Source organism: Pseudarthrobacter sp. rb, assembly GCF_056389225.1.
The window spans coordinates 1-26,192 of the sequence record NZ_JBWJAR010000018.1 but is presented as its reverse complement, the minus strand read 5'-3'; the positions used below and the strand labels follow the sequence as shown (position 1 = coordinate 26,192).

Annotated in this window: 26 protein-coding genes and 1 pseudogene; 12 read left to right on the top strand and 15 right to left on the bottom strand. The window is 66.1% G+C overall.

The genetic code is table 11. The features are described from left to right. Window positions 1-23: 23 nt before the first annotated feature. Entirely contained in the window at window positions 24-1,883 is a 1,860-nt protein-coding gene (gene ilvD / locus ACWRN3_RS18855; RefSeq protein WP_476741600.1) for a dihydroxy-acid dehydratase, read from the bottom strand. Between the two features lie 85 nt (window positions 1,884-1,968). Between ilvD and ACWRN3_RS18850 the strand changes: the two genes are divergently transcribed. Beyond that, entirely contained in the window at window positions 1,969-2,805 is an 837-nt protein-coding gene (locus ACWRN3_RS18850; protein WP_255173340.1) for a helix-turn-helix transcriptional regulator, read from the top strand. Here the strand turns inward: ACWRN3_RS18850 and ACWRN3_RS18845 are convergent. The 3 genes from ACWRN3_RS18845 to ACWRN3_RS18835 all read right to left on the bottom strand — a co-directional run bounded on the left by ACWRN3_RS18845 (window position 2,802) and on the right by ACWRN3_RS18835 (window position 6,731). Then, window positions 2,802-4,037, bottom strand: a complete 1,236-nt coding sequence (locus tag ACWRN3_RS18845; RefSeq protein ID WP_476741599.1) for an amidohydrolase — start codon at window positions 4,035-4,037, stop codon at window positions 2,802-2,804. The two genes, ACWRN3_RS18850 and ACWRN3_RS18845, sit on opposite strands and share 4 nt — an antisense overlap. Window positions 4,038-4,168: 131 nt before the next feature. Further along, on the bottom strand, window positions 4,169-5,116 hold the full coding sequence (locus ACWRN3_RS18840; protein WP_476741598.1) for a polysaccharide deacetylase family protein: 948 nt from the start codon (window positions 5,114-5,116) through the stop codon (window positions 4,169-4,171). A 55-nt stretch (window positions 5,117-5,171) separates the two neighbouring features. Continuing rightward, the gene (locus ACWRN3_RS18835; protein ID WP_476741597.1) at window positions 5,172-6,731 is read right to left on the bottom strand and encodes a purine-cytosine permease family protein; all 1,560 of its coding nucleotides are present in this window, start codon (window positions 6,729-6,731) and stop codon (window positions 5,172-5,174) included. 107 nt (window positions 6,732-6,838) lie between these two features. Here ACWRN3_RS18835 and ACWRN3_RS18830 point away from each other — a divergent pair, with 107 nt between their 5' ends. Together ACWRN3_RS18830 and ACWRN3_RS18825 are read left to right on the top strand one after the other, a co-directional pair. After that, window positions 6,839-8,440, top strand: coding sequence for a PucR family transcriptional regulator (locus tag ACWRN3_RS18830; protein ID WP_476741596.1), 1,602 nt, complete (start codon window positions 6,839-6,841; stop codon window positions 8,438-8,440). 98 nt (window positions 8,441-8,538) lie between these two features. Beyond that, complete coding sequence (locus ACWRN3_RS18825) at window positions 8,539-9,315, top strand: VOC family protein (RefSeq protein ID WP_476741595.1); 777 nt, start codon at window positions 8,539-8,541, stop codon at window positions 9,313-9,315. 10 nt (window positions 9,316-9,325) lie between these two features. On the opposite strand, the gene ACWRN3_RS18820 is transcribed toward ACWRN3_RS18825, so the two are convergent. The 3 genes from ACWRN3_RS18820 to ACWRN3_RS18810 form a co-directional block, all read right to left on the bottom strand. Next, complete coding sequence (locus ACWRN3_RS18820) at window positions 9,326-10,162, bottom strand: IclR family transcriptional regulator (protein ID WP_255173346.1); 837 nt, start codon at window positions 10,160-10,162, stop codon at window positions 9,326-9,328. Window positions 10,163-10,236: 74 nt separating this feature from the next. After that, entirely contained in the window at window positions 10,237-11,493 is a 1,257-nt protein-coding gene (locus ACWRN3_RS18815) for an aminopeptidase P family protein (RefSeq protein ID WP_255173347.1), read from the bottom strand. A gap of 106 nt (window positions 11,494-11,599) precedes the next feature. Beyond that, window positions 11,600-12,970: an MFS transporter gene (locus tag ACWRN3_RS18810; protein ID WP_324643197.1), complete on the bottom strand. Its 1,371-nt coding sequence runs from the start codon at window positions 12,968-12,970 to the stop codon at window positions 11,600-11,602. Between the two features lie 322 nt (window positions 12,971-13,292). Between ACWRN3_RS18810 and ACWRN3_RS18805 the strand changes: the two genes are divergently transcribed. The 3 genes from ACWRN3_RS18805 to ACWRN3_RS18795 all read left to right on the top strand — a co-directional run bounded on the left by ACWRN3_RS18805 (window position 13,293) and on the right by ACWRN3_RS18795 (window position 17,043). After that, window positions 13,293-13,775, top strand: coding sequence for an LpqB family beta-propeller domain-containing protein (locus tag ACWRN3_RS18805; protein WP_255173349.1), 483 nt, complete (start codon window positions 13,293-13,295; stop codon window positions 13,773-13,775). Continuing rightward, window positions 13,772-15,538, top strand: coding sequence for a DUF5671 domain-containing protein (locus tag ACWRN3_RS18800; protein ID WP_476741641.1), 1,767 nt, complete (start codon window positions 13,772-13,774; stop codon window positions 15,536-15,538). The genes ACWRN3_RS18805 and ACWRN3_RS18800 overlap by 4 nt, the downstream gene beginning before the upstream one ends. A gap of 239 nt (window positions 15,539-15,777) precedes the next feature. Then, the gene (locus ACWRN3_RS18795; protein WP_476741594.1) at window positions 15,778-17,043 is read left to right on the top strand and encodes a hypothetical protein; all 1,266 of its coding nucleotides are present in this window, start codon (window positions 15,778-15,780) and stop codon (window positions 17,041-17,043) included. Window positions 17,044-17,470: 427 nt separating this feature from the next. Here the strand turns inward: ACWRN3_RS18795 and ACWRN3_RS18790 are convergent, their stop codons facing one another. From ACWRN3_RS18790 to ACWRN3_RS18780, 3 genes are all read right to left on the bottom strand, one after another. After that, window positions 17,471-17,719: a hypothetical protein gene (locus ACWRN3_RS18790; protein ID WP_255173352.1), complete on the bottom strand. Its 249-nt coding sequence runs from the start codon at window positions 17,717-17,719 to the stop codon at window positions 17,471-17,473. Window positions 17,720-17,819: 100 nt separating this feature from the next. Next, window positions 17,820-18,227: an SRPBCC family protein gene (locus ACWRN3_RS18785; RefSeq protein ID WP_255173353.1), complete on the bottom strand. Its 408-nt coding sequence runs from the start codon at window positions 18,225-18,227 to the stop codon at window positions 17,820-17,822. Beyond that, a complete protein-coding gene (locus ACWRN3_RS18780; protein WP_255173354.1) occupies window positions 18,224-18,538 on the bottom strand; it encodes an ArsR/SmtB family transcription factor in 315 nt (104 codons plus the stop codon). Before ACWRN3_RS18780 ends, ACWRN3_RS18785 begins: the two co-directional genes overlap by 4 nt. A 160-nt stretch (window positions 18,539-18,698) precedes the next feature. Between ACWRN3_RS18780 and ACWRN3_RS18775 the strand changes: the two genes are divergently transcribed. The 3 genes from ACWRN3_RS18775 to ACWRN3_RS18765 all read left to right on the top strand — a co-directional run bounded on the left by ACWRN3_RS18775 (window position 18,699) and on the right by ACWRN3_RS18765 (window position 21,709). Then, window positions 18,699-19,655 (top strand): zinc-binding dehydrogenase, encoded by a 957-nt coding sequence (locus ACWRN3_RS18775; RefSeq protein ID WP_324643203.1) that lies wholly within the window; start codon window positions 18,699-18,701, stop codon window positions 19,653-19,655. A 165-nt stretch (window positions 19,656-19,820) separates the two neighbouring features. After that, window positions 19,821-20,867, top strand: coding sequence for a LysM peptidoglycan-binding domain-containing protein (locus ACWRN3_RS18770; protein ID WP_324643204.1), 1,047 nt, complete (start codon window positions 19,821-19,823; stop codon window positions 20,865-20,867). Between the two features lie 137 nt (window positions 20,868-21,004). Next, entirely contained in the window at window positions 21,005-21,709 is a 705-nt protein-coding gene (locus tag ACWRN3_RS18765; protein ID WP_476741593.1) for an EAL domain-containing protein, read from the top strand. A 10-nt stretch (window positions 21,710-21,719) separates the two neighbouring features. On the opposite strand, the gene ACWRN3_RS18760 is transcribed toward ACWRN3_RS18765, so the two are convergent. Continuing rightward, window positions 21,720-22,025, bottom strand: a complete 306-nt coding sequence (locus ACWRN3_RS18760; protein ID WP_255173358.1) for a hypothetical protein — start codon at window positions 22,023-22,025, stop codon at window positions 21,720-21,722. Window positions 22,026-22,096: 71 nt separating this feature from the next. Between ACWRN3_RS18760 and ACWRN3_RS18755 the strand changes: the two genes are divergently transcribed. Both ACWRN3_RS18755 and ACWRN3_RS18750 read left to right on the top strand, forming a co-directional pair. Continuing rightward, window positions 22,097-22,456, top strand: coding sequence for a VOC family protein (locus ACWRN3_RS18755; protein WP_255173359.1), 360 nt, complete (start codon window positions 22,097-22,099; stop codon window positions 22,454-22,456). A gap of 100 nt (window positions 22,457-22,556) precedes the next feature. After that, window positions 22,557-22,841: a DUF427 domain-containing protein gene (locus ACWRN3_RS18750; RefSeq protein WP_255173360.1), complete on the top strand. Its 285-nt coding sequence runs from the start codon at window positions 22,557-22,559 to the stop codon at window positions 22,839-22,841. Between the two features lie 96 nt (window positions 22,842-22,937). Here ACWRN3_RS18750 and ACWRN3_RS18745 read toward each other — a convergent pair whose 3' ends face one another. The 3 genes from ACWRN3_RS18745 to ACWRN3_RS18735 form a co-directional block, all read right to left on the bottom strand. Next, complete coding sequence (locus tag ACWRN3_RS18745; RefSeq protein WP_255173361.1) at window positions 22,938-23,279, bottom strand: hypothetical protein; 342 nt, start codon at window positions 23,277-23,279, stop codon at window positions 22,938-22,940. Between the two features lie 109 nt (window positions 23,280-23,388). Continuing rightward, complete coding sequence (locus tag ACWRN3_RS18740) at window positions 23,389-23,532, bottom strand: hypothetical protein (RefSeq protein ID WP_255175721.1); 144 nt, start codon at window positions 23,530-23,532, stop codon at window positions 23,389-23,391. A 243-nt stretch (window positions 23,533-23,775) separates the two neighbouring features. After that, window positions 23,776-24,684 (bottom strand): patatin-like phospholipase family protein, encoded by a 909-nt coding sequence (locus ACWRN3_RS18735; RefSeq protein WP_476741592.1) that lies wholly within the window; start codon window positions 24,682-24,684, stop codon window positions 23,776-23,778. Window positions 24,685-24,874: 190 nt separating this feature from the next. Here ACWRN3_RS18735 and ACWRN3_RS18730 point away from each other — a divergent pair, with 190 nt between their 5' ends. Then, complete coding sequence (locus tag ACWRN3_RS18730) at window positions 24,875-25,348, top strand: GNAT family N-acetyltransferase (RefSeq protein WP_255173363.1); 474 nt, start codon at window positions 24,875-24,877, stop codon at window positions 25,346-25,348. A 77-nt stretch (window positions 25,349-25,425) separates the two neighbouring features. Here ACWRN3_RS18730 and ACWRN3_RS18725 read toward each other — a convergent pair. Then, a pseudogene (locus ACWRN3_RS18725) lies at window positions 25,426-25,891 on the bottom strand (SRPBCC family protein); the annotation flags it as partial. Window positions 25,892-26,192: the final 301 nt, after the last annotated feature.

Below are 26,192 nucleotides of genomic sequence, written 5' to 3'. Positions count from 1 at the left end.
CCTCCCCCGCCCGGGTGTGGGCGTTAGCGCTCCAGGAGGGACACGTCCCGGACGGCACCCTTGTCCGCGGAGGTGGCCATGGCGGCGTAGGCGCGCAGGGCAGCGGACACCTGGCGGTCCCGGTCCTTGGGCTTGTACCCGCCGTTGACCAACAGTTTCTCGCGGCGCTCGGCGAGGATCTCGTCGGAAACTTCCAACTCCATGGAGCGCTGCGAGATGTTGATGCTGATGACGTCACCGTCCTCCACCAGCGCGATGGTTCCCCCTGACGCAGCCTCCGGGGAGATGTGGCCGATCGACAGGCCGGAGGTACCGCCGGAGAAGCGGCCGTCCGTGATGAGCGCGCACTTCTTGCCCAGGCCGCGGCCCTTGAGGAAGGACGTGGGGTAGAGCATCTCCTGCATGCCCGGACCGCCCTTGGGGCCTTCGTAGCGGATCACCACCACGTCACCCTCCTTGACCTGCTTGTTCAGGATCTTCTCCACGGCTTCGTCCTGGGATTCGCACACCACAGCCGGGCCGGAGAAGGTCCAGATGGATTCGTCCACGCCGGCGGTCTTCACCACGGCGCCGTCCACGGCAATGTTGCCGCGCAGCACGGCCAGGCCGCCGTCCTTGGAGTAGGCGTGCTCCACGGAGCGGATGCAGCCCTCTGCGGCGTCGGTGTCCAGGGAGGTCCATTCGTTCGACTGCGAGAACGCGGTGGAAGAGCGGACGCCGCCGGGGGCCGCGTGCCACAGGGCTTTGGCTTCCTCGGTGGCCTTGCCGCCGCGGATGTCCCAGTCGTCCAGCCAGCCGTCCAGGTCGGCGGAGTGCACGGAGTGGACGTCCTTGTGCAGCAGACCGCCGCGGTTCAGCTCGCCCAGCAGGGCGGGGATGCCGCCGGCGCGGTGCACGTCCTCCATGTAGTAGGTCTTGTCCTTGGCAACGTTCGGGGCCACCTTGGCCAGGCAGGGCACCTGGCGTGATTTGGCGTCCATCTCTGCCAGGCCGTAGTCCACGCCCGCCTCCTGGGCAGCGGCGAGCAGGTGCAGGATGGTGTTGGTGGAGCCGCCCATGGAGATGTCCAGGGCCATGGCGTTGTCGAAGGCCTTGGCGGTGGCGATGGAGCGCGGCAGCACGGAGTCGTCGTCGCCGTCGTAATAGCGCTTCACCAGCTCGACGACGGTGGCGCCCGCTTTCTCGTACAGCGCCTTGCGTGCGGTGTGGGTGGCCAGCACGGAGCCGTTGCCGGGCAGGGAAAGGCCGATGGCCTCGGTGAGGCAGTTCATGGAATTGGCGGTGAACATGCCGGAGCAGGAACCGCAGGTGGGGCAGGCGTTCTCTTCGATGAGGTTGATGTCCGCGTCGGAGATGGACTCGTCCACGGCGTCGGCGATCGCGTTGACCAGGTCCAGGGAGCGCACGGAGCCGTCGGTCAGGGTCACGCGGCCGGCCTCCATGGGGCCGCCGGAGACAAAGACTACGGGGATGTTCAGGCGCAGCGCCGCCATGAGCATGCCCGGGGTGATCTTGTCGCAGTTGGAAATGCACACCAATGCGTCGGCGCAGTGGGCGTTGACCATGTACTCCACGGAGTCAGCGATCAGGTCGCGGGACGGCAGCGAGTAGAGCATGCCGGAGTGGCCCATGGCGATGCCGTCATCCACTGCGATGGTGTTGAACTCGCGCGGCACGGCGCCGGCGGCGAGGATCGCGTCGGAGACGATCCGGCCCACGGGGGCAAGGTGGGTGTGGCCGGGGACGAATTCGGTGAAGGAGTTGGCCACGGCAATGATCGGCTTGCCGATGTCTGAATTGGCGACGCCGGAGGCGCGCAGCAGTGCGCGGGCGCCGGCCATGTTGCGGCCATGGGTGACTGTTTTAGAGCGGAGTGCAGGCATGCTTACCATCCTCTTGCCTGGGCGACGCGGACGGAAGACAGCGCTGCTACTAGTAGTGAAAGTACCAGAGTAATAGTATTTCCCGGTGAGTGATCCTGGGCGCCGAAAAGAACTTGGCCTGTTCCTGAGGGCACGGCGCGACCAGGCGCTGCGGGCCGACTACGGCCTGCCGCCCGTCGGCCGCACCCGTGAACGGGGGCTCCGCCGCGAGGAGGTGGCGTTCCTTTCCGGCGTCAGCGTCACCTGGTACACGTGGCTGGAGCAGGGCCGGGATATCAGCCCGTCCCGGCAGGTCCTCGAGGCCATCAGCCGCGCACTGCATCTGTCCAGCACCGGCCTGGGCTACGTTCTGTCACTGGGCGGATACGCCTCCGCAGCTCCCGCCGGGCCGGCAGCCGATACCGCCCCGCCCCACATCCAGCGCCTGCTGGATGCCTTGGACCCCAACCCGTCCTTCGCCCTGTTCCCGGACTGGGGCGTGGCCGGGTGGAACAAGGCCTACGCGGCGCTGTATCCCAATATCGCCACCGTGCCGGCGGCAGACCGGAACCTGCTGTGGTTGGTGTTCACCGACCCCTACGTCCGGAACCTGCTTCCGGACTGGGACACCACCAGCAAGCGCTTCCTTGCAGAGTTCCGGGCCGAAACCGGGCAGCGGCTGGGCGATCCGGACATTCAGTACCAGGTGGAGCGGCTCAAGGAAGCGAGCCCGGAGTTCCGGCAGGGCTGGGACCTGTACGACATCCTGGGTTTCGAGTCCCGCGAGCGCCTTTTCCACCATCCCGCCGTCGGGGTGCTCCAGCTGGAACACCACCAGGTGTCCCCGTCGGACCGGCCGGACCTGCACATCGTGGTGTACACACCGGCCCCGGGCAGCGACGCCGCAGCGCAGATGAAGTCCCTGCTGTCCGTGGCCGGCTAGGCTTCGTCCGCACCGAGGTAGGCGAGCGCGGCCGCCGCCTGGGCCCGGGTGGCCATGCGGAGGGTAGGGTCAACGGCGGGCAGGAACGACGGCGAGTGGTTGGCAGGGATATCGGCGTCCACCGTGCCATTCGCCACGGCCCGCCGGTAGGTTTCCGGGGGCACGGACCCGACGATCCAGTAGACGTACGGGATGCCGAATGCGTCAGGGATGCGGCTGAAGTCCTCTGACGCCGTCTGCGGGGCGGTGCGGTAGACAGCGTCCGCTCCGAAGGTCCTGGTGAAGGCTGCAGTGACCCGGGCGTTGGCCTCCGCATCGTTGCTGGTCAGCGGGTACTGGTCGTAATACTCGAACTCCGGTTCCTGCGGCGAACCGGCGGCTGCGCACTCGCCCCGTACTATCCGCTCGATGGCGGCCATCATGGCGGCCCGGACGGCAAGGTCGTATGTGCGGAGGTTGAGCAGCAGCTCCGCCCGGTCCGGGATGATGTTGGCCGTGGCTCCGGCGCTCACCGAGCCAACAGTCAGCACTGCGAACTCCCCCGGAATCGTTTCGCGGGACACCACAGTCTGCAGGCGGAGGACGATCGAGGCGGCCAGCACCACCGGATCCACGGACTTGTGCGGCATGGAGCCGTGGGCGCCGCGGCCGTGGACGGTAATCCGTACAGAGTCGCCGGCCGAGAGCACCGGACCCGGCGTGGTGCCGATGGTTCCCGCCTCGGTGGGCATGACGTGCTGGGCCAGTGCGACGTCCGGCCGCGGGATTCCGCCGGCCAGGCCGTCGTCGAGCATTGCCTGCGAGCCTGCCGCCGTCTCCTCTGCCGGCTGGAACAGGGCGGTGTAGGTTCCCCGCCAGGCATCCCGGTGGTCTGCCAGGTACTTCGCCGCGCCGAGCAGGGCCACCACGTGCATGTCGTGCGCGCACGCGTGCATCACCCCTGGGACGGCGGAGGAGTAGCTTGCCCCGGTTGCCTCGGTGACCGGGAGGGCGTCCATGTCGGCCCGGGCCAGGACGCCCGGGCCGGGTCCGTTGGCAAGGACGCCCACCACACCGGTGCCGCCAAAGTGCCGGACGTCGAAACCCCAGGCCGCCAGCTTCGCCGCAACGGCTTCCGAGGTCTGGTGTTCGGCGAGGCCGAGTTCCGGATTCCGGTGGAGCTGTTCGTAGAGCGGAACCTGCCAGTCGAGCTCCTGCTCGATTCCGTCCGTTGCGTTGTTCATAAGTCCCATCGAAGCTCCTCCCGGCCGGTGGCGCCGGCCTTTCCGGCCACCATAGGCGGCACCGCGGATGGTGTCCATGGGCAACCAAAAGCGGCCGGCGGCGGGAAATCCCGCCGCCGGCCGCTAAATGCCCACGGACGCTAGGCCAGCACCCCCAGCCGCCCGACGGCCGGCTTGAACTGTGCACCCGCGCCCGGGAATACCGGCACCTCGATCCGCGCGTGGGTGTGGACCTCGGTGACCGTGGCCTGGGTGTGCCGGGCAATGTTCTCCATGGTGGTCACCCACATGCCGTCCATTGCCTTCACCCGCTCCATCAGCTGCTCCAGCGCTACAGCCTTGGACGGCCGGCCGGAAATGAACGGGTGGTTGGTGAGGACGAAGCAGCTGCCCTGGGAGTGGTGGGCCTGGGCTTCGAGGGTCCACATTTCCAGGACCTTGGCCGGGCTCTCGATCACGCCGCTGCCTGTAACGCCGGGGTAGAAGGCGTACTGCTCCCAATCGTCAAGGGTCCAGTCCACGGGAATCTCCACGATGTCCCGGGGATCGTCCGCGGCGACAGCGAAGCGGTAGGGTGCGTCGCCGTCGAGCAGGCTCGAATCGTAGAGGAACCCGCGGTCCGCCAGGAGGCCCGGCGAGTGCCAGTTGAGCTCCCACCACGGAGCCCGGTACCCCACGGGCCGGACACCTGCGACTTTGGCCAGTGCCTCCAGGCCACGGTCGATGTAGCTGGCCTCGGTGGCGGCGTCGATGCCCTGCATGGGTTCGTGCAGGTAGCCGTGGTGGGCCACCTCGTGGCCGCCGTCCACGATCTGCCGGACCACGTCGGGGTAGGACTCGGCGGTGAAGCCGGGAATGAAGAAGGTGGCCTGGATGTCCTGGCGGGCCAGGATGGCCAGGAGCCGCGGGACCGCGATCTTGGGGCCATAGGACTGGTGGCTCATCAACGACATGCGCCGGGTGCCGGCGGGATCGTGGGCGATGGTGCAGGACTCGGCGTCCACGTCGAAGGTGAAGGACGCTGCGGCCTTGAAGCCCTCGGGCCAGGTGATGGGGTGCAGGGCGTCCGCGATGGCGGGCTTGTTCACGGGAAATCCTTTCGGCGGGCGCAGGGCGCCCGCCAGGTTCTTCGGGGTGGTGAGCTTAGAGGGCGGGAAGAGCGGGCGTGCTCTCCGGGCTCCCTGCTTCGGGAGCGGTCGCGCCAGGGGTGGCGTCCACCTTCTGCGTGGTGCGCGGCTCCAGGGCGAGGTAGCGGATGTGCTGCCGCGGGCCGAGGATGGCGTACACCCCGGCGCTGGTCAGGCCGCCGGCCAGCCAGGACAGGTCCCAGCCGCCCAGGGCCACGGCGATGGGGCCCTGCATGATGGGGATCAGGCCGTACATGAACAGCCACGTAGCGAAGATCCCGGCCACGAGGGAGATGACCCCGGCAAAGTTGACCACCGGCAGCCGCTTGGTGCCCACGCCGTCGAACAGACGGTCGGTGCCGCCCGGCCAGCGCTTCTCCAGCCAGAAGTAGTGCACCAGCATGATGCCGCCCCAGGCGGCCACCCATGCCACCAGGCCGATCAGCCAGGCGTCGAGTACCGCTGCGAAGTCCTCCTGGAAGATGAAGAAGACGACGGCGCCGAGCGAGAAGACGCCCACGAACAGGTTGAGTTTGCGGCGGCTGATGGAGATGTCCAGGGCCTGGGTGGCCACGGAGAAGGTGTAGATGTTCAGGATGTTGGTGGCGATGGGGCCGTGGAGCACCATGAGCAGTACGGGCAGCGCCATGGCGCCGAAGTTCATGACAATCAGCTTGCCGGGATCGATCTCGCCGCTGTTGGTGGCCAGGCTGGCGCCCAGGACGCCGAGCCACACCACGGGGATGAACTGGCCCAGTACCGAAGCGAGGTAGACCCTCTTCTTGGGGACGCTGGTGCTGACGAACCGGGAGTAGTCCGCGGCGTAGGTGAACCAGGTGATGCCCCAGCCAATGCCGATGGCGGTCATCACGGCGCTCATGGCCGCGATGCGCTCGGAACCTTCCAGGACGGCGCCGGCAGGACCGGCGTAGCTCCAGTTGATGTCCATGCCGAACCATGCCACCGCGGACATGACGGCCAGGATGAGGATGGTGGGCGGTACGGTCCATTTTTCGAAGGCGGCGATGGCCTTGTAGCCGAACCAGGCAATGGCAACCTGGAGGGCCATGATGAAGGTCGCAACGCCGATCTTCCAGGCGTAGTTGGGGGCTTCCGGGTCAACCCAGCCAAGGGTCCCGAAGAGCGCCATGACCAGGTCCAGGATGATCCAGGTGTTCACCGCGCACCAGCCGATGACCAGCAGGGCCTGGATGGCGGCCGGCAGGTAGTTGCCGCGCCGTCCGAATGCCGCCCGGGCCAGGACCATGCCGGTGGCTCCGGTCTTCTGGCCCAGGAGGACGAAGCAGCCAAAGAGCAGCATGCCGATCAGGTTGCCCAGCACCAGGACGGTAATGGTGTCCGCGAGTCCGAGTCCCAGCTGGATACCGAGTGCCCCCAGCACCCAGTTGATGGGTGCCAGGTTGGCGCCCGCCCAGATCCAGAACTGGCCGGATACCTTGCGTGTGCGTGCTGATTCGGGGATGGGCTGCAGCCAGGCTTCATGGTCCACGGCGCTGTGGTCCTGTGTGGCCTGGTCAGGTTGGCCGTGCGTGGCTGTTGAAAGCTTTTCTTGCATGGGGGCCTCCGTGAGGTGGATAAGTACAAACAAGGCTATGTGGCCCTCATCACAAGCAACAAGATACAATCTGTCGAACAAATCCTTCTTCTACGTTACGGACTGTCGTGTCAGTGTTTCTTGGCGAAATACTCGCCCACCCCGCCCTTGCCGCCGCAGATCCCGTGGTCCACCCGGAAGGGGCTATGGCAGACGCCCAGCCGGTCCGTTGGGTCCACTCCAGCGAGGTGCTGGACATCGCTCCCCTGCTCCGAGGCGGGGAACTGCTGCTCTGCGGCGGGATCACGCTGGCCACCGCCACCCCGGCCAAACGCGGGGACTACGTCCGTGAGCTGGCGCAGCGCGGCGTCGCTGCCCTGGCCATCGAGACGGGCGGTGCACTGCCGGAAATCCCTGCAGACATGCTTCAGAAGGCTGAGGAATACGGCCTTCCCGTGGTGGAACTGCGCAAGGTGGTGCCGTTCGTCGGCGTCATGCAGGCCATCAACTCCATGCTTGTCAGCGAATCGGTGGGGCACCTGCAGCAGGCGGATGCCGCCACGCGCGCCATGGCTGCCGAGCTGGCCCATGGCGCTTCACTGGACAAGATCCTGGGCGTGCTGGCAGGCATCACCGCCTCAGCCGTAAAGCTCACCTCCCCGTGGGGAGTAACCATGGGCAGCGCGGCGCCGGAGGGCTGGAGTAACGGGGTAGACGCGGAAGCGGGAGAAGGAACAGCTGACGACGACGGCACCGGGCCAGGTGGGCACGGCGGCTTTTACCCGGTGGCCGGCGGAACGGTCATCACCGTGGACATCCCCGTGCGCGGGGTCCTCATGGGACGGCTCGAGGTGCACGTGCCGGATGTCGCGGACACGGCGCTGGCCCAGGTGGCCGGGGAGCGCGCCGTGGACATCCTGGGCCTGGCGCTGCTGCAGCACACGCCTCCGGGACTGCATGCCCTGGCCGGTGCTGAACTGATGCGCGCCGTGCTGAATTCCGCACCGGAGTGGCGTCTCGAGCAGCTGGCCCCCGGCGCCGGCTTCCCCACGGACTCCCCTGCCGTGGTGGCCGCCATCCACGCGGCTGCGCCGCAGGAGCTGCGTGGTGCCATCGAGAACTTCCTCAGCTCACAGCGGATCCCCTGCGCCGCCTACCTTGACGACACCGAGCTGGTGGTGATGATCGGTCTGCCGTGCACCGAGACTGCCGGGGAGCGGCGGCTGCTCCTTCAGTCCCTGCAGGGACTGGAAGGGGATCACGACGCCGTGATCGCCGTGGGGCCGCTGGCAGAGGGGGTGGCGGAGGCAGCCTGGTCACTGGCGGAGGCCCGCCGCGCCCTGGAGGTGCGGCAGATCCGCCGGCGGAATGCGTCGGCGCGCAGGCGGTATCCGTCCCGGGGCCTGGTTGTGGTTGATGCCCAGGACACTGCCGTGGAAAGCCTCGCGCTGACCTGCCTGGATGCCTCGTCCCGGGAAGCGTTCGTGAGCCGGCAGTTGCGGGCAGTCCTGGAGCATGATGCACAGCGGCAGTCCCAGCTGCTGGAGACCCTGCAGGTGTGGCTGGACTCCGGTTGCAACACAGCCCAGTCGGCACGCGAACTGCATCTGGAGCGGCAGTCGATGCATCACCGGCTGCAACGGATATTTGAACTCTGCGGAGGGGATCCCCGCGGTACGGGGCGGCTCGCGGCGCTGCATCTGGCGGCGAGGATGGCCGGGCTGCCCTGATCTCCTGCGGGCCTCCGCTTCCGGGCGTATGCTTGCCGGGCATTGCCTTGTGGCCGGGCCCCCAGGTCCGGGCCACTCGGATGGAAAGGGCTTGGTGGATGGCAAAGCGGAATACTTCCTCAGTGGGTGCGCCGTGCTGGGTCGACACCTGGCAACCGGACCCCCAGGGGGCCAAAGAGTTCTATGGCGGACTGTTCGGCTGGACGTTCGACGAGGCGTTACCGATGCCGGGGTTCGAGGGTGGGTACTGGCTGGCACGCCTTGACGGCCGCTCTGTGGGCGGCGTGGGGCAGGCCCCGCCGGGGTCGCCCGCGGGTTGGCTGACCCATGTCCGTGTGCGTGATATCGGGCAGGCCTCAGCTCTCGCTGAGCAGGCGGGAGGCCGGCAGCTCGGGACCATCGATGCCCGGGCCCATTCGCAACTGGTTGCCGATTCCTCCGGCGTGCTGTTCTGCCTGCGGCAGGCGGGCGTCAACGACGGCGTTGAGCTGGCAGACCAGCCCAATAGCTGGGCCATGAGTTCGCTGCACACCCCGGAGCTTGGAAAGGCCCAGGAGTTTTACAAGGCAATGTTCAACTGGGAGCTGAAGTCACCGCCGGACGCGCCCTTTTCACTGTGGCTTCTCGAAGACCAGCTGGTGGCCGTCGCCACCGCCACCGACGGCGTGGCTGTTCCTCCGCATTGGAGTGTGAACTTCGGGGTCACCAATGCAGACAGGACCGCTGACCGGGCCGTTGCCCTGGGCGGCGGCATTGTCATGGCGCCGATGGATACGCCGGGGTTCCGGAGCGCCGTGATCAGCGACCCCTGGGGCGGTGTGGTCGCCGTCAGCGCGGTCGGGACTCAGACCGGCACCCCGGCGGCACTGCCCTGACCTGGCAGCGTCAGATTCCCGTGCGGCCACCCAGCCGGCCGGTCACTTTGGCGGCGGCGGCCATGCAGGCCTCCCCCAGACTCTCGAACTGTTCCTTGGACACCCTGAACCGCGGAGCCGGAATCAGGACGGCCGCCACAACGTCGCCGCGGTGGTCGCGGACGGGCGCGGCCACGCCCACCTCGTCCATGGACGATTCGCCGTAGTTCCCCGCCCATCCCCGCTGCGCAACATCCTGGAGCCTTGCTTCGTAGGCCGCCAGTCCGTCGTCGTCCAGTCCCGGGAAGGTGATGGTTCCGCTGCGCAACAGTTCACGCACCCGCTCGGCCGGCAGCGTGGACAGGAACACCTGGACCGAGGCACTCATTGCATCCCGGTAGCGGGCGCCCAGGGGCGTGGTGTGCTTGATCTGGTGGTGGCTGGCGATTTGCTCCACGCAGATGGCCTCGTCACCGTTCCACAGCATGAGGGCACTGGTTTCGCCGGTCTGTTCGGTCAGCTGCCGAAGGACGGGGTAGGCAACGCGGCGTTCCTCCATCTCGGCCAGCAGCGGTCCGGCGACGGCGATGAGCCCCAGGCCCAGCCGGAACCGCTTGGTTTCCGGGTCGCGTTCCACCAGGTTTTCCTGCTCGAAGGTGGCCAGGATCCGGGACACGCTGCTTTTGTGCATGCCCACGCGGTTGGCGATTTCCGTGACGCCCAGCAGCGGTTCGTCCGCCGTGAAGGTCCGCAGGACGGCTATGGCATTGACGACGACGGAGGCTCCTTTGGCGTCCGTCCCGCCGTTGGTGCCGGCTCCGTTGCCAGTGCTGTCAGAAGTTATTGCAGGAGTCATGGTGGACACCATCTTTCCCTATCGTCTGCGATAGACGCCGAAGGCGGCGCCGTGGGTTCACGGCGCCGCCTTGGCTGTTCAGTTACCTATGCCCCGACGATGTTGTGTTCCGGGCCGAAGGGGAACTTGGTGATGTTCTCCACCGAGTTGTCCTCGCCGATCACCAGGATGTCGTGCTCGCGGTAGCCGCCGGCGCCCGGCAGGCCGTCCGCCACCGTGATCATCGGCTCCATGGAAACCACCATGCCCGGTTCCAGGACGGTGTCGATGTCCTCGCGCAGCTCCAGCCCGGCTTCGCGGCCGTAGTAGTGGCTCAGGACGCCGAAGGAGTGGCCGTAGCCGAAGGTGCGGTTGGCCAGCAGGCCGTGGCTGATGTAGATCTCGTTGAGCTCTGCGGCGATGTCCTTGCAGACGGCGCCGGGCTTGATCAGTTCCAGGCCGCGCTCGTGCACCTCGACGTTGATGTTCCACAGCTCCAGCGAGCGCTCGTCCGGCTGGCCCAGGAAGAGGGTCCGCTCCAGGGCGGTGTAGTAGCCGGAGGTCATGGGGAAGCAGTTGAGCGAGAGGATGTCGCCCTGCTGCAGCTTGCGGGTGGTGGCCCAGTTGTGGGCGCCGTCGGTGTTGATGCCGGACTGGAACCACACCCAGGTGTCGCGGACCTCGCGGTCCGGGAAGGTCCTGGCAATCTCGTGCACCATGGCCTCGGTGCCGATGAGGGCCACCTCGTACTCGGAGATTCCTTCGCGGATGGCGTTGCGGATGGCCTCGCCGCCCAGGTCGCCGATGCGGGCGCCATGCTTGATGACTTCGATTTCCTCGGCGGACTTGATCATGCGCTGGCGCATGGCGTCCTGGGAGACGTCCAGGAGCTGGGCGCCCGGGAAGGCGGCGGCGATCTTTTCGCGGGTCAGGCCCGGGAGGAAGTCGTCCTCGACTCCCAGCCGGCTGGCCTTGACGCCGCGCTGGCGCAGGGCTTCCTGGAGGCCGAAGTAGAAGTTGTCGCGGCGCCAGTCGGTGTAGACGATGTTCTCGCCGTAGGAGGTGCGCCACGGCATGCCGGCGTCGATGTTGGCGGTGACGGTGACGGAGTCGTCTGAGGTGACCACCAGGGCGTAGTTGCGGCCGAACGTGGTGTACAGGAAGTCGGAGTAGTACTTGATGCCGTGGTAGCTGGTGAGGATGACCGCGTCCAGCTCCTTGGCGGCCATGATCTTGCGGAGGCCGCCAAGGCGGCGCTCGAACTCCGCGTCGGAGAACGTGAGCTTGCCCTTGGTGCCGTTGTGCAGGACCTTGAGGCGATCGAGTTCGGCGATGGAGGAGGCGTTGTCGGCAGTGATAGTCACGGGTGGTGCCTTTCTAGTGGGTGCCAGCTGCTGTTGGTGCAGTTGGTGTTGTTTGCGTAGTGAGGTTGGTCTGTGTACCCGGAAGGGTTAGGGGCCGTCTGGTTGGTCAGAGGTGTTTGAGGGGCTTGCGCGAGGTTTCGGCGGCGAACAGCACGGCCATGAGGGACACGGCGGATGCGGCCACGAGGTACCAGCCCGGCGCCAGCTTGCTCTGGGTCATGCCGATCAGCAGGGTGGCCATGAAGGGCGCGGTGCCGCCGAACAGCGCGTTGGAGAGGTTGAAGCTGACGGCGAAGCCGCTGTACCGGACTTTGGTGGGGAACAGTTCGGCCAGGAAGCTGGGCAGCGTTCCGTCATTCAGGGTGAGCATGCCGCCCAGCAGGATCTGGACCAGGACGATCACCAGGAAGTTGCCCGTGTCCAGCAGCATGAAAGCGGGAACGGTCAGCAGCATGAACAGCACGGACGCGGTGATCAGCATGCGCTTGCGGCCGAACCGGTCCGAGGCGAGGCCGGTCAGGAAGATGAAGCCGATGTAGCTGGCCAGGGCAATGGTGGTGGCCAGGAACGACTCAGTGGGACCGAAGCCCAGTTCCTCGGACAGGTAGGTGGGCATGTAGCTGAGGATGACGTAGAAACCGACGGCGTTGAGCAGCACGGCACCGCAGGCGATCAGCAGCTGTTTGCGATAGGTCCGGAACATGTCCAGCGCAGGGGCTTTGGGAGCGGATTCCTCCTGGTCGGCCAGGGCCCGGAAGGCAGGCGTTTCCTCGAGCTTGGTGCGGATGTAGCGGCCGATCAGGCCCATGGGGGCGGCCAGCAGGAACGGCAGCCGCCATCCCCACTCGTGCAGTTGGTCAGTGCTGAGTACCGAGCTGAGGAGCGCCGCGATCAGTGAGCCCAGGAGCAGGCCGGCGGCGGTACTGGCGGGCACGACGGCGGCATAAAGTCCGCGGCGGTTGGCCGGCGCGTATTCCACCAGGAAGGCTGATGCTCCGGCGTATTCACCGGCCGCCGAGAAGCCCTGGACCACGCGGACCAGGAGCAGCAGGAGCGGGGCCAGCATGCCGATGGTTCCGTAGCCGGGGATGAGGGCGATGCAGAAGGTGGAGACGGACATGATGACGATTGAGAGGGACAGTGCCTTGCGCCTGCCCAGCTTGTCGCCGATATGCCCCCAGAAGAAGCCGCCCAGGGGACGGACGAAGAAGGAGATCGCGAAGACGGCGAAGGTAGCCAGCAGCGCGGTCTGCCGGTCTGCTTCAGGGAAGAACACCGACGAGATGACGGCCGCGAGGTAGCCGTATACGGCGTAGTCGAACCACTCGACAAAGTTGCCGATGAAGCTCGCGGTGACCACCCGGCGTCGAACGTCCCTGCTGGCAACGGCGTTGTCCGTGCCGCCACCGGCCCGGGCGGGACCGTTGGCGTCAGCGGCAACCATCCCTGCCTCGGGTGAGTTTTGTTGGGTGCTCATGAAACCACCAATGAAAGTTGGAGTTGCATTACTTGCAACATGGTTGTTTCAAGATAGGCCGTGACGCGCAACACAGTCAAGAGTTTTCAGAAGCATTAATAGAGAGAGTCTTCCGCTGTCCCTGACCTAACCCAAGTGACTGGAACACTCGCAGTTGCCTCGATTACGTTGCACGACAAACAACATAGTTGCCCCAAAAGGGCATCTGCCTGTGGTCCTTGAGTAAGCTGCACCCACTGTCTCCGTGGCATTTTGCCCAGGCACGGCAAAGACGGGCCAAAAGACACGCGTGGATCGCATCCCCCTGCCCCATACTGGCGCCATGGACGAGACTGCCGCCAGGGAGCGCACTGCGCGAAGACCGGACCGGATCCTGCTCGCGCTGGTGGGGGTGGTGGTTCTGCTGGTGGTGGTTGCCCTCGCAGTGGTCTTCACCCGCGGCGAGCCGGCTCCCCTCGATGAGGCGAGCCCGGCCGGGGTGGTCCAGCGGTACAGCAAGGCAGTGATCGACGGCGACAACACCACTGCCCAGTCGTACCTCACCGAGGGTGCCAAGAGCCGTTGCCGGGGCGCCTACGCCAGCGAGCCGGCACCCGCCCGGGTTGTCTTGGTTTCGACGACGGAACGCACCGATTCAGCCACGGTGAAAGTTTCGATTGTCCGGTCATCCCAAGGTGGACCGTTCGGCCCGTCGGAGTACGAAATGGAGGACGCCTTCTCGCTCCTGAAGGTGAACGGCAAATGGCTGATCGACCAGCCGCCTTACCCACTGGTGGACTGCACCGTTGTGCCGGTGAAGCCATGACGGCGCCGGCAGCAACCACGGCCCCTGCCCCGGCGGGCGGGCTGGCAACCCTGCGCCGGCTGATCCTGTACGTCCTGCTGTTTGCCCTGGTGGTGATCTCGGCCTCAGGGCTCCAGGGACTGCTGGAGCGGCTTTTCCGGACGGCATCCACCCTGGTCTCCGGCGATGTGGCCGGCCTGGCGCTGTCCCTGGCCTTCACCCTGATCGGCGGCCCGCTGGCGCTGCTGCTGTGGTGGTTCGTGTGGAGACGCCTTGATGACGAGTCGGAACGCCGGGCGCCCGGGTGGGGCCTCTACCTGACCGGGATGTACGCGGTTTCGCTGATCATCGCCACCACCTCACTGTTGAATTTGGCCACCTCCTTCATTGATACGCAGGAAAGCCAATGGCCGTCCCCGCTGGCCAACGGGATGGTGTGGTCGGCTATTTGGTGGTGGCACAGGTGGATGTGGAAGCACCCCCGCAAACCCTCGTCACACCTTGAGGACGTGCGGGCCGTCGTCGGCTCTGTTTTTGGGCTGCTGCTGGGCGCAGGCGCCGCCATTGCCGCGCTGGGCACCCTCCTGGACGTGGCGATCCGCGGTTTCACGGCAGCGGCCGCCTTTGAGCCATGGTGGTTCCCTGTCCTGCGGTCCCTGGTATGGGCTGCCGGTGGGGCTGCGGTCTGGTGGTGGCACTGGTTCCGGGACGGCGGCCGGCGTTTCCAGACAGGGCTGGTGGACGTCACCATCATCGCCGTGGGCATCTTCGTCGCCGGCATCACCGCCCTGGGCGGGCTGGGGGTCATCCTGTTTGTCCTCCTGCGGCTGGCGTTCGACCGGAGCGACCCCACGAACGACCTGCTCGAGCCCCTCGCCCCGGCCATCGCGGCCGCTGTCATCGGGGCCCTGGTCTGGCGCTACCACCGCACCACGTCCGTCACCCGTTCCACCAGGACCCGCCGCGCCAGCCTCCTGGTGACGTCCGCTGTAGCCCTCGCCGCGGCAGCCTCCGGCGTCGGCGTTGTGGTCAACGCACTGCTGGCCGCAGCCGTCTCACCTTTGGCCGGCGGCGCCACACGCACGCTGCTTCTTGGCGGCATCAGTTCGCTGGTGGTGGGGGCACCGGTCTGGTGGCTGGCCTGGAAGCCGAGGCACCAGCCGCGCACCGCTGAGGACATTCCGCCCGGCCGGCGCGTCTACCTGGTGGCATTTTTCGGCGTCAGTGCCGTGGTGGCCCTCATTACGCTGCTGGTCATCGGCTACCGGCTCTTTGAATTCCTGCTCGGCGACGTCACGGGCGGAAGCCTCCTGGACCGGGTCCGTGCACCCCTTGGCCTCCTCGTGGCGGCGGGCCTCGTTGCGGGCTACCACTTCGCGCTGTGGCGGCATGACCGGGCACTGCTTGCCGCCGCGGCACCCGCGCACAAGCGCATCGTCGAGCGGGTCACCCTGGTCAGCGGATATCCATCAGGTTCCGTGGATCCCGAGGCATTGGCCCGCGGCATCGCTGACGCCACCGGCGCCAAGGTGACCACCTGGCTGCGGGCGGACGACGGCGGCCCCGGACTTCCGCCGTCGCCTGAGCCTTCGCCCGGGGTCGGGGATGTCATCCGGCAGGTGACGGCGGCACTGGAAGGCGCCACAACGCAGCAGATCCTGGTCATTGCAGGCCCGGGGAACCGGTTGGAGGTCATGCCGCTGGTCGGCGTTGGTGGCGCTGCCGCCCCTGGTGGCCCTGCCGCCCTCGGTGCCCCTGCGCCTGGCCGGGTCCTACGGCCCTAGCTGGCGCCGGACGCCGGAGCCTAGCGTGGTGGCAAAGGAGGCCGGGGATGGCTGTTCGTGGACCCGTGAAGCATGATGTTGCCACCTCGGGAAGAAACAGCAGGCGCCGACTCGGATGCCTGGCGGCCGTCCTCCTCGCCTTGGCCGCGTGCTCACCCGGCGGCACACCGCCGGGAACCAGCCCATCCGGCAGTTCGGCGCCTCCCGCCCCGGCTTCCCCTTCCATCCCGGGGTCGGCAGTGTCACCGTCCAAGCCGTTCTCGGACGCGGAACTTGCAGCCATCATCAACGGAGTGGGCCAGACCCGCAAACTGCCATTTCCCGCGGCCCAGGATTCAACGCGCCTGCGCAGCGGTGCCGCCAGCGGCTCCTTCCCTCAGACCGACACGAAAACCACGCCCGCCGACTGCATCGCCTTCGTCCCCCAGGACCCGTTTACCCGATGGGCGGACAAGGACATCAATTTTGCCGAGGGCGCCATGCCGCCGGCCGGCGGGCAGTCCGGTCCCACCAGCACCATCATGATCGTGCTGCGGAGCGCGGACCGGGACGCCATCGCCAGGGCCGATTTCGGTTATGCCGATGACCTCCCGTCGCGCTGCAGCCAGTTCGATCTGGCCTACACCGAGTCGGGCCGGACCTCCACCTACGCTGTCCAGTTGCTGGCCGCTCCCCCAATCGCCGACAAGCAGTATGCGGTCACGCAGGTCACCAAGCCGAAGGGCCCGGGAGACTTCACCTCAGTGGGGTTGCGCGTCCTGCACGGCACCCTGTCCCTCACGCTCAACCTCGCTGTGGCAAACCTCAACTCGGAGGCCGACGCCAAGCCCGCCCTTGAGGCCATGTCGGAACTGGCGAAAGAGCTCATCAGCCAGTCGGGTAAAGCCTCCGCACTAACGGCGGCAACAGCTCCAAACTCAATGACGCCTGAACAGATGGTGGCGCTTTTCAAGGGCATGACCGGCCCCGGCGGGGAGCCGGTAAACCTGCCGCAGGCGACAGTACTCGGCCAGTCTCCCGGCTTCACCCCCAGCGCCACGTTGCCGGCGTCCGGCTCCCCATGCACCTTTGACGAAGAGTCTTACGCCGCATCCTTGTCTGGTTCCGTCTACGGCCAGGGGCAGATCCAGGGGGCCACCAAGAGCGGATATGCAGACTTCACCGCCGTCAACATGCCTTCCACCATGGGCCCGCCGTTCCCGCTCGACTCGCGGGCGGAGCAGCTTCGCGGGTGCACCACCGTGCAGGAAGTCCTGTTCGAGGGAAGCAGCCGGCCGTGGTCTTCGGTTTCCGCGCCCGCAATCGACGTTATGGCTGATGCACGTTACGCCGTCACCTACCAACTCAGCGACGGCACCGGTGAATGGCACGGCCGGAGCGGAGCACGCAAGGGGACACTGTCCGTCGAGGCAAGCTGCGTGGCGGCCACTGAACCGGAAGTCCGGGCAAAGACAGAGGCCCTGGCCGTATTTTTTACCTCTGTTTTTGCCCGGGCCGGACTATGACCGGCGCGCACTGCTACACCGGGAGAGAGGGCTTGCTCAAGATTTGCGCAGTTTATCCGGCTGGTGGATTAACCCTCTTTCCCTTGGCTTTCGGTGGTGCCTAGTGTGGGCACACACGCTTGCAAGGGGGATAAGTGAAAAGCTCAGTCGAAGGTCTTCAGGACGCCACGGACCAGGATGCGCAGCAGGTCGCTGTGGCGGATTCACTGGACGTACAGCAGAAACTGGCGGAATGGACGTCTGATTGTCTCCTGACGTTGCGCAGCCCCGTCAGGTTCACCCGGGCAGACTGGCCCTAGTTCCCTTGCCATACTGACGGGACGGGCCACCTGGACCACCGGTATGACTCCTCAGAGCCATGCGCCCAACACGGCCAGCGCACTGGTCCAGGTCGTTACCCGCCGTTTCAGGCCCGCCCGGCGGATGTTCAGCTGGACGCGTCCCGCTCGATTTCCTCGGCGAGGTCATCCACTTCTTCGGGGCGCGCCTCAATGCCCGCTTCCTCGAACCGTTCTTCAAGGACGTGGGCTACGTCGTCCTGGACCTGGCCCAGCTGGATGTCGTGGCGGACATCCTCGGCGATGCTCTCAGGCGTCTCGAGGTGCCCGCTTTCGGCCACAATCCCGTCGTTGCCGTCAAAGGGATCGTTGGCGCCGCCCGCTCCGGAATCAGTCATACTCCATGGTTACCCTTCTCCTTCCGGCAGTAAACGTGCGGAAGGATCCAGGGAAGGGACGACGACGGATGGGCCCGCCGTCGTCCGCTCCCCTGAAGCGTCAGGCTGCTTCGGCGAGAAGCCCGTCGATGCGGGTCAGCAGCCCCGGCCAGCCGTTGCCCATCCCTTCGATGGCGTGGCGGCCCATGGGGGTGTCCAGCTGGAAACCGGCGTGTTCGAAGTGGAGGACAGTGCCGTCCTCGACCGGCTCAAGGCGCCAGGTGATGGTGGTATCGAGCTGGCCTTCGGAGAAGAGGAAGCTGATGGACTTTCCGGGATCCACGGCAAGGACCTCGCACTGCTGCTGGCCCCAGGCGTCCATGTCCATGGTGAAGCGGTGGCCCACGACGGGTGCGATGCCGCCAGGCGCCCACCAGCGGGCCAGCAGTTCCGGCGTGGTCAGCGCCGCCCACACGGCCGCGGCGGGGTGCGGGTAGCGGCGTTCCAGCCTGATCGCATTTTCGGTCATGTCGGTTTCTCCTCGTCCAGAAGGTCTGCCAGCGCATCCAGCCGCTGGTTCCAGTAGTGCTCGAAGTGCTTCACCCAGCCGCCAACCTCGGCGAGGCGCGCCGGCTGGAGGTGGTACACCCTGTTCCGCCCCTGCCGCTCCTCCCGCACCAGCCCCGCCTCCCGGAGCACGGCCAGGTGCTCGGACGCGGCGGGGCGGCTGAGGTCCAGCAGGCCGGTGAGTTCACCGGCCGCCCTGGGACCTTGGCGCAGCTCGTCCAGGATTACCCGCCGCGCCGGGTTGGATACGGCGGCGAAGACATCGGGAAGCACGCCTACAGTATACGTCGGAAATATCCGACGCATTTCCAAATGGGCAGAAGACGGCCATGTTCCCCGCATCACACCAGGGCTACGCTGGGCCGAAACAGGCGTACGCTGTAATTGCATGCAAATGCATGAACTTAAGCAACGGACCGAAGGAGAATGACCCATGAAGGCATGGCAGTTCACCGGCACCAACAACCCGCTCACCCTCAACGAAGTGGCTGAACCCAGTGCCGGTCCGGGCCAGGTAGTGGTCAGCGTCAAGGCCGCCGGGGTGTGCCACTCGGACGTGACCGCCCTCGACGACGCCGGATGGATGCCGCTGTTCCCGGAACTCCCCCGCACCATGGGCCACGAGAATGCCGGCGTCATCACCGAGGTTGGCCCCGGCATGGAGCACTGGAAGGTTGGCGACCGGGTTGGACTCTCCCCCGTCCTGAAGGACGGCGACGCGTTGGGTTACGGCAAGTGGGACGGCGGTTTCGGCCCCAAACTGCTCGCCACCGACGACAACCTGGTGAAGCTGCCCGATGAGGTCTCCTTCGAGCTGGGTGCGATGGCCACCGACGCCGGACTTACCGCCTACCACGCCATCATGGCCGTGGGCGGGGCCAAGGCGGGCATGAAGGTTGGCGTGATTGGCCTGGGTGGACTGGGCTACATCGGCGCCCGCGTCGCAGCGCTCTCAGGTGCAGAAGTCTATGGCGCCGAGGTGAACCCCGAGACGCAGAAGCTCGCGGACGAGATCGGCCTGGCCGGAGTGGCTGACTCCATCACCGAATTCAAGGACAAGAACCTGGACCTGATCGTTGATTACGCCGGGTTCGGCACCACCACCTCCGCGGCACTTGAGACCCTCGCCGAGTTCGGCACATTGGTCCAGGTGGGCATGGGACGCCTCGAGGCGACCATCAACACCTACCCGCTGATCATCAACCAGCTGTCCATCAAGGGATCCAAGTCGGGCACCAAGGAGGACCTCGAGAACCTCTATGCCCTCATGAAGACCGGCGAACTGAACCCGCCGATGAACCTCATCAAGCAGGCGGATATCCCCGGCGCCATCGACAAGCTGCGCAAGGGCGGAGTGGTGGGCCGTTTCATCGCGGTTTACGAGGACTAAATCAGCCACGCACTTTCCTGAGCGGACGACGGCGCACACGTCCCGCCGTCGTCCGCTTGCCTTTTTAACGGCTGCTGCGGCGCGCTCACGGTTCATCCACTAGGCTCGCTCTTGGTCCGTGTGGGCCTTGACCCGGCTGCGCCGGACTTATTGGGGGGCATATCCATGGTGGGAACTGGCAGTACATCAAAGACGCCGTCCAAGCGCAGGGCCTGGCCGCATGCCGCGGCGATTGTCCTGCTGCTGGGCGGGTTGGCGGGATGTTCCTACTCCGATCACGCGGCAGAGCCGGCGGCCGCCGTCCAGTCCACACCCGCCCCCACTGCGTCCTCCGCCGCGAAGCCTGCGCTGAGTGGAGAAACCGTGCGGGACTCGTTTGGCAACGTGGACTTCTACACGACGGCGGCGGGCGACACGCTCGAAGCAGTAGCGAAGGCACACAAGCTTTCCGAGGCGAAGGTCGCTGGGTTCAACGGACTCCAGCCCGGAACACCCCTCACTCCCGGCACACGGCTCCGGCTGATTCCGGCCGGTCCCGTGCCGGGCGCCAAGGGCGCTGCCACGGTGGACGCAAACGGCATTCCAACGGGTTACACCATAGAGCCCGAAGACAGCCTGGCCGGCATCACCTACCGGTTCAACCTGACCGAGGCGCAGTTGGCGGAAGCGAACAAGGTCCCGTTCACCTACGAAAAGGGGAACGTCTTCTTCATCCAGGCAGGAAAGGTCATCCAGCTGCAGAAGAAGCCGGTGGACAGCCGCTCCGGGTCCGGCACAGAGGTCAACAATTCGTTCGGCCAGACGGTCTTCTACACCACGGTGGACGGCGACTCGTTCGACAGCCTCGGCTACAAGTTCCGGTCCACCACGGCACAGATCCTGCTGTACAACCCTTCCTTGGCGGCAGACCAGCCCCTTCCTGCCGGCACGAAGGTTCGCCTGATTCCGGGCGCACTGAAAATTGAGGGCGCACAGGGAACGTTCACCGCAGACGCCAACGGGATTCCGCTGACCTACACCACGGCGCCCGGGGACAGCGAACGGCAGGTTTCGTTCCGCTTCGGAGTGACTGACCTGCGCGCAGCCAATCGCCCCAGCAAGGGCACAGGCGGGGCGTGGTACGAATTCACCGACCTGCCGGCCGGTGAACTGGCACCCGGGCAGACCATCAGTGTGGCGCTGGACAAGCCCATCAATAATCCCGAACGCTAACGTCAGCACTCAGCGACCCGGCCCATTCACTGCGGGCAGAGACCTGGGGTGCCCTACTCTGGAGTAACCCTAGAGAGGACCCGACATTGGCGTGTGACGTCTGCACCACATCTTCACGGCTGGACTTTGACTTCAGCATGGCCTTCCAGCCGATCTATGACGCCGGGGCTGAACGGGTGTGGGGCTATGAGGCCCTGGTCAGGGGCTTGTCCGGCGAGGGTGCCTATGAGGTCCTGGGAAAGGTGCTACCGGAGCAGCGGTACCGCTTCGACCAGGACTGCCGGGTTAAGGCCATCGAGCTGGCATCACGGCTGTTCCCGGCGGATGAGGAGCTGATGCTGTCCATCAACTTCATGCCCAATGCGGTCTATGAGCCGGCAGCCTGCCTCCGCGCCACCCTCCTTGCCGCGAGGCGCTGCGGCTTCCCGACATCCTCGATCATGTTCGAGTTCACGGAGAACGAAGAAGTCACCGACACCGCCCACCTGACCAGCATCATCACTGAGTACCGTAAACAGGGCTTCACCACAGCCATCGACGATTTCGGTGCCGGCCATGCGGGGCTGGGTCTGTTGGTGGACTTCCAGCCGGACTTGCTGAAGATCGACATGAAGCTGATCCGTGGCATTGACACCAGCCATGCACGGCAGGCAGTGGTGGCCGGCATCGGCGGCATCGCAAAGGAGCTGGGGATCACGGTGCTTGCGGAGGGCGTGGAAACCGAGGAAGAGTTCCGGGTCCTGAAAGCCGGCGGAGTCCGCTTGTTCCAGGGCTACTGGTTCGCCAAACCGGAATTCGAGGCCCTGCCGGGAATCCGGGCGCTGGGCATCCCCGCCGCCTAGCCCCGATCCCTCACTCCTGGGCGGATCTTCCCTTGCGGCCCAGCCTGTACCCCGCCCAGAACGCGAGCACCAGCAGCCCGGCCACCATGATTCCCAAGCCGATCTGCGTGCCTTGCGTGACGAAGGCGGCCCCGTTGGCAACGAACGGCTTATTGCTGAGCGGCGCGTAGGCGAACCAGCCAGTGAAATCGCGGTTCAGGTAGGCGATCAGGACGCCCGCCAGCACTGCCGCAATCCCCAGCAAAGGCACCGCGGCGGCAGGAACTTTGGTGTGTTTTGACGGCCGATGTTCTTCAGGTGTGTTGTCTTCCCCCATGCCCGCGAGTCTAGCCGCGCCCCGCGTCGCGGTACCTACCGGGCCCGGCATATCGGGTCTAGGCTGGCCGGATGTTGACTATCGGAACCATTGTCCTCGGCGTCAACGACGTCGCCGCCGCCACCAAGTTCTGGAACGAGGCCATCGGCTATGTCCCGCGGGAGGCCGGCGACGAGACGTGGGTGACCCTTGTGCCGTCGTCGGGCCCCGGCGCGGAACTGTCCCTCATGCTCAGCGAAACCCCGGTCCAGGACCACCCGCGGATCCACCTGGACCTGTATGCGGACGACCAGTCCGCGGAGGTGGAGCGCCTGGTCTCGCTCGGCGCCCGGCGCGTGGACTGGGACTCGTATCCGGACGACCCCGACTTCGTGGTCCTGGAGGATCCGGACGGGAACCGGTTCTGCGTCATCGACAAGAGTCAAGGCTAGGGCCCGCCCCCGGCATCCCGGGAACAAGCCCGCAGCGCGGCCCGTTGGCATCCGTACACGTACCGCAGCACGATGCGGTGGAAGCGACGGAAGGGATCTCATGGTCAGGGCTGTCTGGAACGGAAAAGTCATCGCCGAATCCGCGGACACGGTGGTGGTGGAGGGGAACCACTATTTCCCGCGCGACGCCGTCAATGCCGAGTATTTGCGGGATAGCGACAAGAACACCTTCTGCCCGTGGAAGGGCACGGCCAGCTACCACACGCTGGACGTTGACGGCGAGCTGAACGAGGCCGCGGCCTGGTACTACCCGGAGCCCAAGCCGCGCGCGAAGCATATTGAGGATCGGGTCGCGTTCTGGCGCGGCGTCACCATCGAGGCCTGAGAGGCCGAATGACGCGGACGACGGCGGATACGGGTCCGCCGCCGTCCGCTCCCCCCCACAATGTGGCCCGGCACGCGCCATTGAGCGCCGGGCCGGCTAAGCGGCGAGCGGCAGGTCGAACAGCTGCTCAGCAAGCCTGATGAGGTGGCGGGGAGCGTCACACTCTCCGTCCAACGGGCCGCGGCCCAGGAACAGGGCCGTCCCCTGGATGGTTCCGTCGAGATCGATTCCGGCCTCGCGGATAAGCACCTCAGCGCGGGGATTCGTGGCCAGCGTATGGGTGGGGCTGTCCAGATAGACGCGCCAATCCATGCCGGCGATGAGGCCGATGCCGCCGGAGGCGATCTTCTGGAAGGCCGTCTCATCGAGGTCGATTGGCCTGAGGTGCACTGGCTGGGTGAGGCGGGTGGGGACGACTAAAGCATTGTGGGAGGTCATCACGGTGGTGTCCTTCGGCTGATCGCCCGGCGTTGGGCGCTGTGGAGCTTGCCGGGTTGGCGCGGGCGGCCGCGGGCCAGGAGTCCCGTGCGGCCGCCCGCTGGCATGGTCAGCGCTGGTTTTTGCGCGGTTTTACAAAATTCAGTTCGTTATTTTCATTTTTCGCTCTTTTGTCGGCCCGTTTTTCCAGGATGGACTTGCCGGCTTTTTTCGCGGCGCCGCTTTTGGGGGATTTTCCGGACATCGGAATCACGCCTTTCTTTGCTTTGCGTTACCCGATACCATACCTACTTTTATTTTTTTATCCAGTCCTGCGGAGGCACATAAGGACCCGTTCCGACGCCGCCCAGTTTCCGGTATGCAGGATGGGGTGAGAGCCGGGTGGGTTTTTTCAAAATTTGCTGCACCGTGAGGATTTGCGTTTCTTTTGCTTTGCCTCAAGAAAGCAGCCGGAAGCTCTGCCCGCACCACGAAAACAAGCTCAAATTCGCTTAATTCATTGCCGCCAGAATTCTGTGAGCATCGCGGCGCGGGTTTTTCCTTCGTTGTATCCGGACTGGGCTGCTGCGGGACGGAGTGACAAATCCATGGCGTTGGCGCCGAACATCTGCCCGGCCCCGCTGTCCGGGAAGATGACTTCGACCCTGCTGCCGCCTGCCCGCAGCTCTTCCACCTGCGCCGCCAGCTGCATGCCCCATTCGAGTGGCATCCGCGTTCTGCCACCGAAAGGCGACAGAACCAGGACGCCCCCACACCCGGCCGCCAGGTCGGCGTTCTCGTTGCGCCGGTAACCGCCGTCGATATAGCTCCTGTCCCCAATCCGGTACGCCGAGCCGCTGGAGCAACTGGCGGCGACGGCGTCAACCAAATCGATGCCGCTGTTGCGGTCGAACACTGCCGGTTCCCCGGTAGCCGCATCGACGGCCGTGATCAGCAGTTCATGCTCTGGCCATTCCTTCCTGAGCAGCCGAGCCGCGACCGTTGCCCGCCACCGCTCCGAGGCGTCGTAGGCCGCCGCCAGGTCGAGTGCCGCTGCGCCCATCCGGCGGCGCATGTCCGGCGCATTCACGGAGGCGGCGATGATCCTGCCGGTCCGCTCCAGGTGGTCGGGCACCGGACTGCCGGAGGTTCCCGCGGGACGCGTCCGCTGCGGAAGCGGAGCGCCAAGGACGGCGGCATAGAGTTCGGCGGGCCCGGCGCCCGCAATCTGCGAGGCTGCCGTGGACCCCGCCGATGTTCCGATGACCCGGTCGGCGCCGGTCACGTCCAGCCCTGCGTCTGCCAGCCCGGCGAGGACGCCGATCAGCCAGGCGTTGCCGGTGGAGCCACCGCCACCAAGGACCAAGGCGCGTTTGCATCTTCCCGCCGGAGCGGCATGCGGGGCGGAAGAAGGTGTTGTGTTCACGGGAGTCGCCTTTCGCGAATGTGCCTGTGCGGCGCTCCCGGTGGCGGCTGGTTCAGCCGCTGATCGTCGACTGCGGGGGAGCACCCATTACGGATACAGCATTCATGGGTCTCACCTCCCGGAGCCGGGTCACGATCAGGGGAATCTTGGCACACGGCCGCTGATGTCCGCAACGGGTAAATTTGAAGCGATGATTTCGATTGACCGGGACAGCCCCACGCGCGATGACGTCCACCTGCTCCTGACCGAACACCTGGCGGATATGTTCGCCACCTCGCCCGCCGAAAGCGTGCACGCCCTGGACCATTCCGCCCTGTCCGCCCCGTCCATCACGTTCTGGACGGCCCGCGAGGACGGCAACCTTTTGGGGTGCGGCGCACTTAAGCTGCTGGACTCCCCCGCCGGCCCGGGGAGGCATGGCGAGATCAAGTCCATGCGCACCACAGCAACCGCCCGGGGCCGGGGCGTGGCCACCCTCATGCTCGGGCACATACTTGATGACGCCCGTACGCGGAACCTTGAGCGCGTCTACCTGGAGACCGGAACCGAGGACTACTTTGCCCCCGCGCGGCGGCTATACGCCCGCAACGGGTTCACGGAGTGCCCGCCGTTTGCCGACTACGTGCTGGACCCCAACAGCGTGTTCATGGAACTCCGCCTGTAGCTCCCACACAAGGAAAAGCGGACGACGGCGGGTGGGCTCCCGCCGTCGTCCGCTCCGGTTTGTTCGTCAAGAACCCTGCCCCGGTCCAATACCTCGCCGCGCCAGCCGCCGGTTTCGCTGCCGCGCGATTCGACGAAGTCCTTGAACTTCCGCATGTCGGCCTTGACCTGCATGTTGTCGATCTTCAGTGCTGCGCCAGCCTTTTCAGTTGCAGTTTCCGGCGCCCATTCGAAATGGACTTTGACCTTGGTGTGGGTGGCATCCAGGGGCGTGAAACCTGATGATGCCCGCGTGCGACTTGCCGTCGGTGCTGCGCCAGGCGATCCGGTCATCAGGCGCCTGGTCAACGATTTCCGTGTCGAATTCCCTTTGGACGCCGCCTACTTTGGTAACCCAGTGATTGGTGGTGTCGGTCAGTTGGGTCACCGACTCGACGCCGGACATGAACTGCGGAAAGGATTCGAACTGGGTCCACTGGTTGTACGCGGTCCGCACCGGAACAGCGACTTCCACCGTCTCTTCAACCTCTTCAACGTGTGCCATCTGCTTCCTCCTCATGATGGACGGCCGCAATGGCGGACTGGCAGCATGGGCCAGCCTGCCAGTCGGGCAGCCGCCACCTTTGCACGATAAATCCGGCAACTACCCGTGTCCAGACCCTAAAACGAAAGCGGACGACGACGGGTGGGCGCCCGCCGTCGTCCAGGACGTTCGGCTCTAGGAGACTGCTGAACTAAGTGCTTTGTAGGGCTGGTCCGTGGCGTTCGCTGTCGGGCCAGCCCTTCCTTTTGTGGGTTGGGGTTTCTGGGGTTGAAGTGTTTTGGGGTGGTTCCGGGCTTTTGGT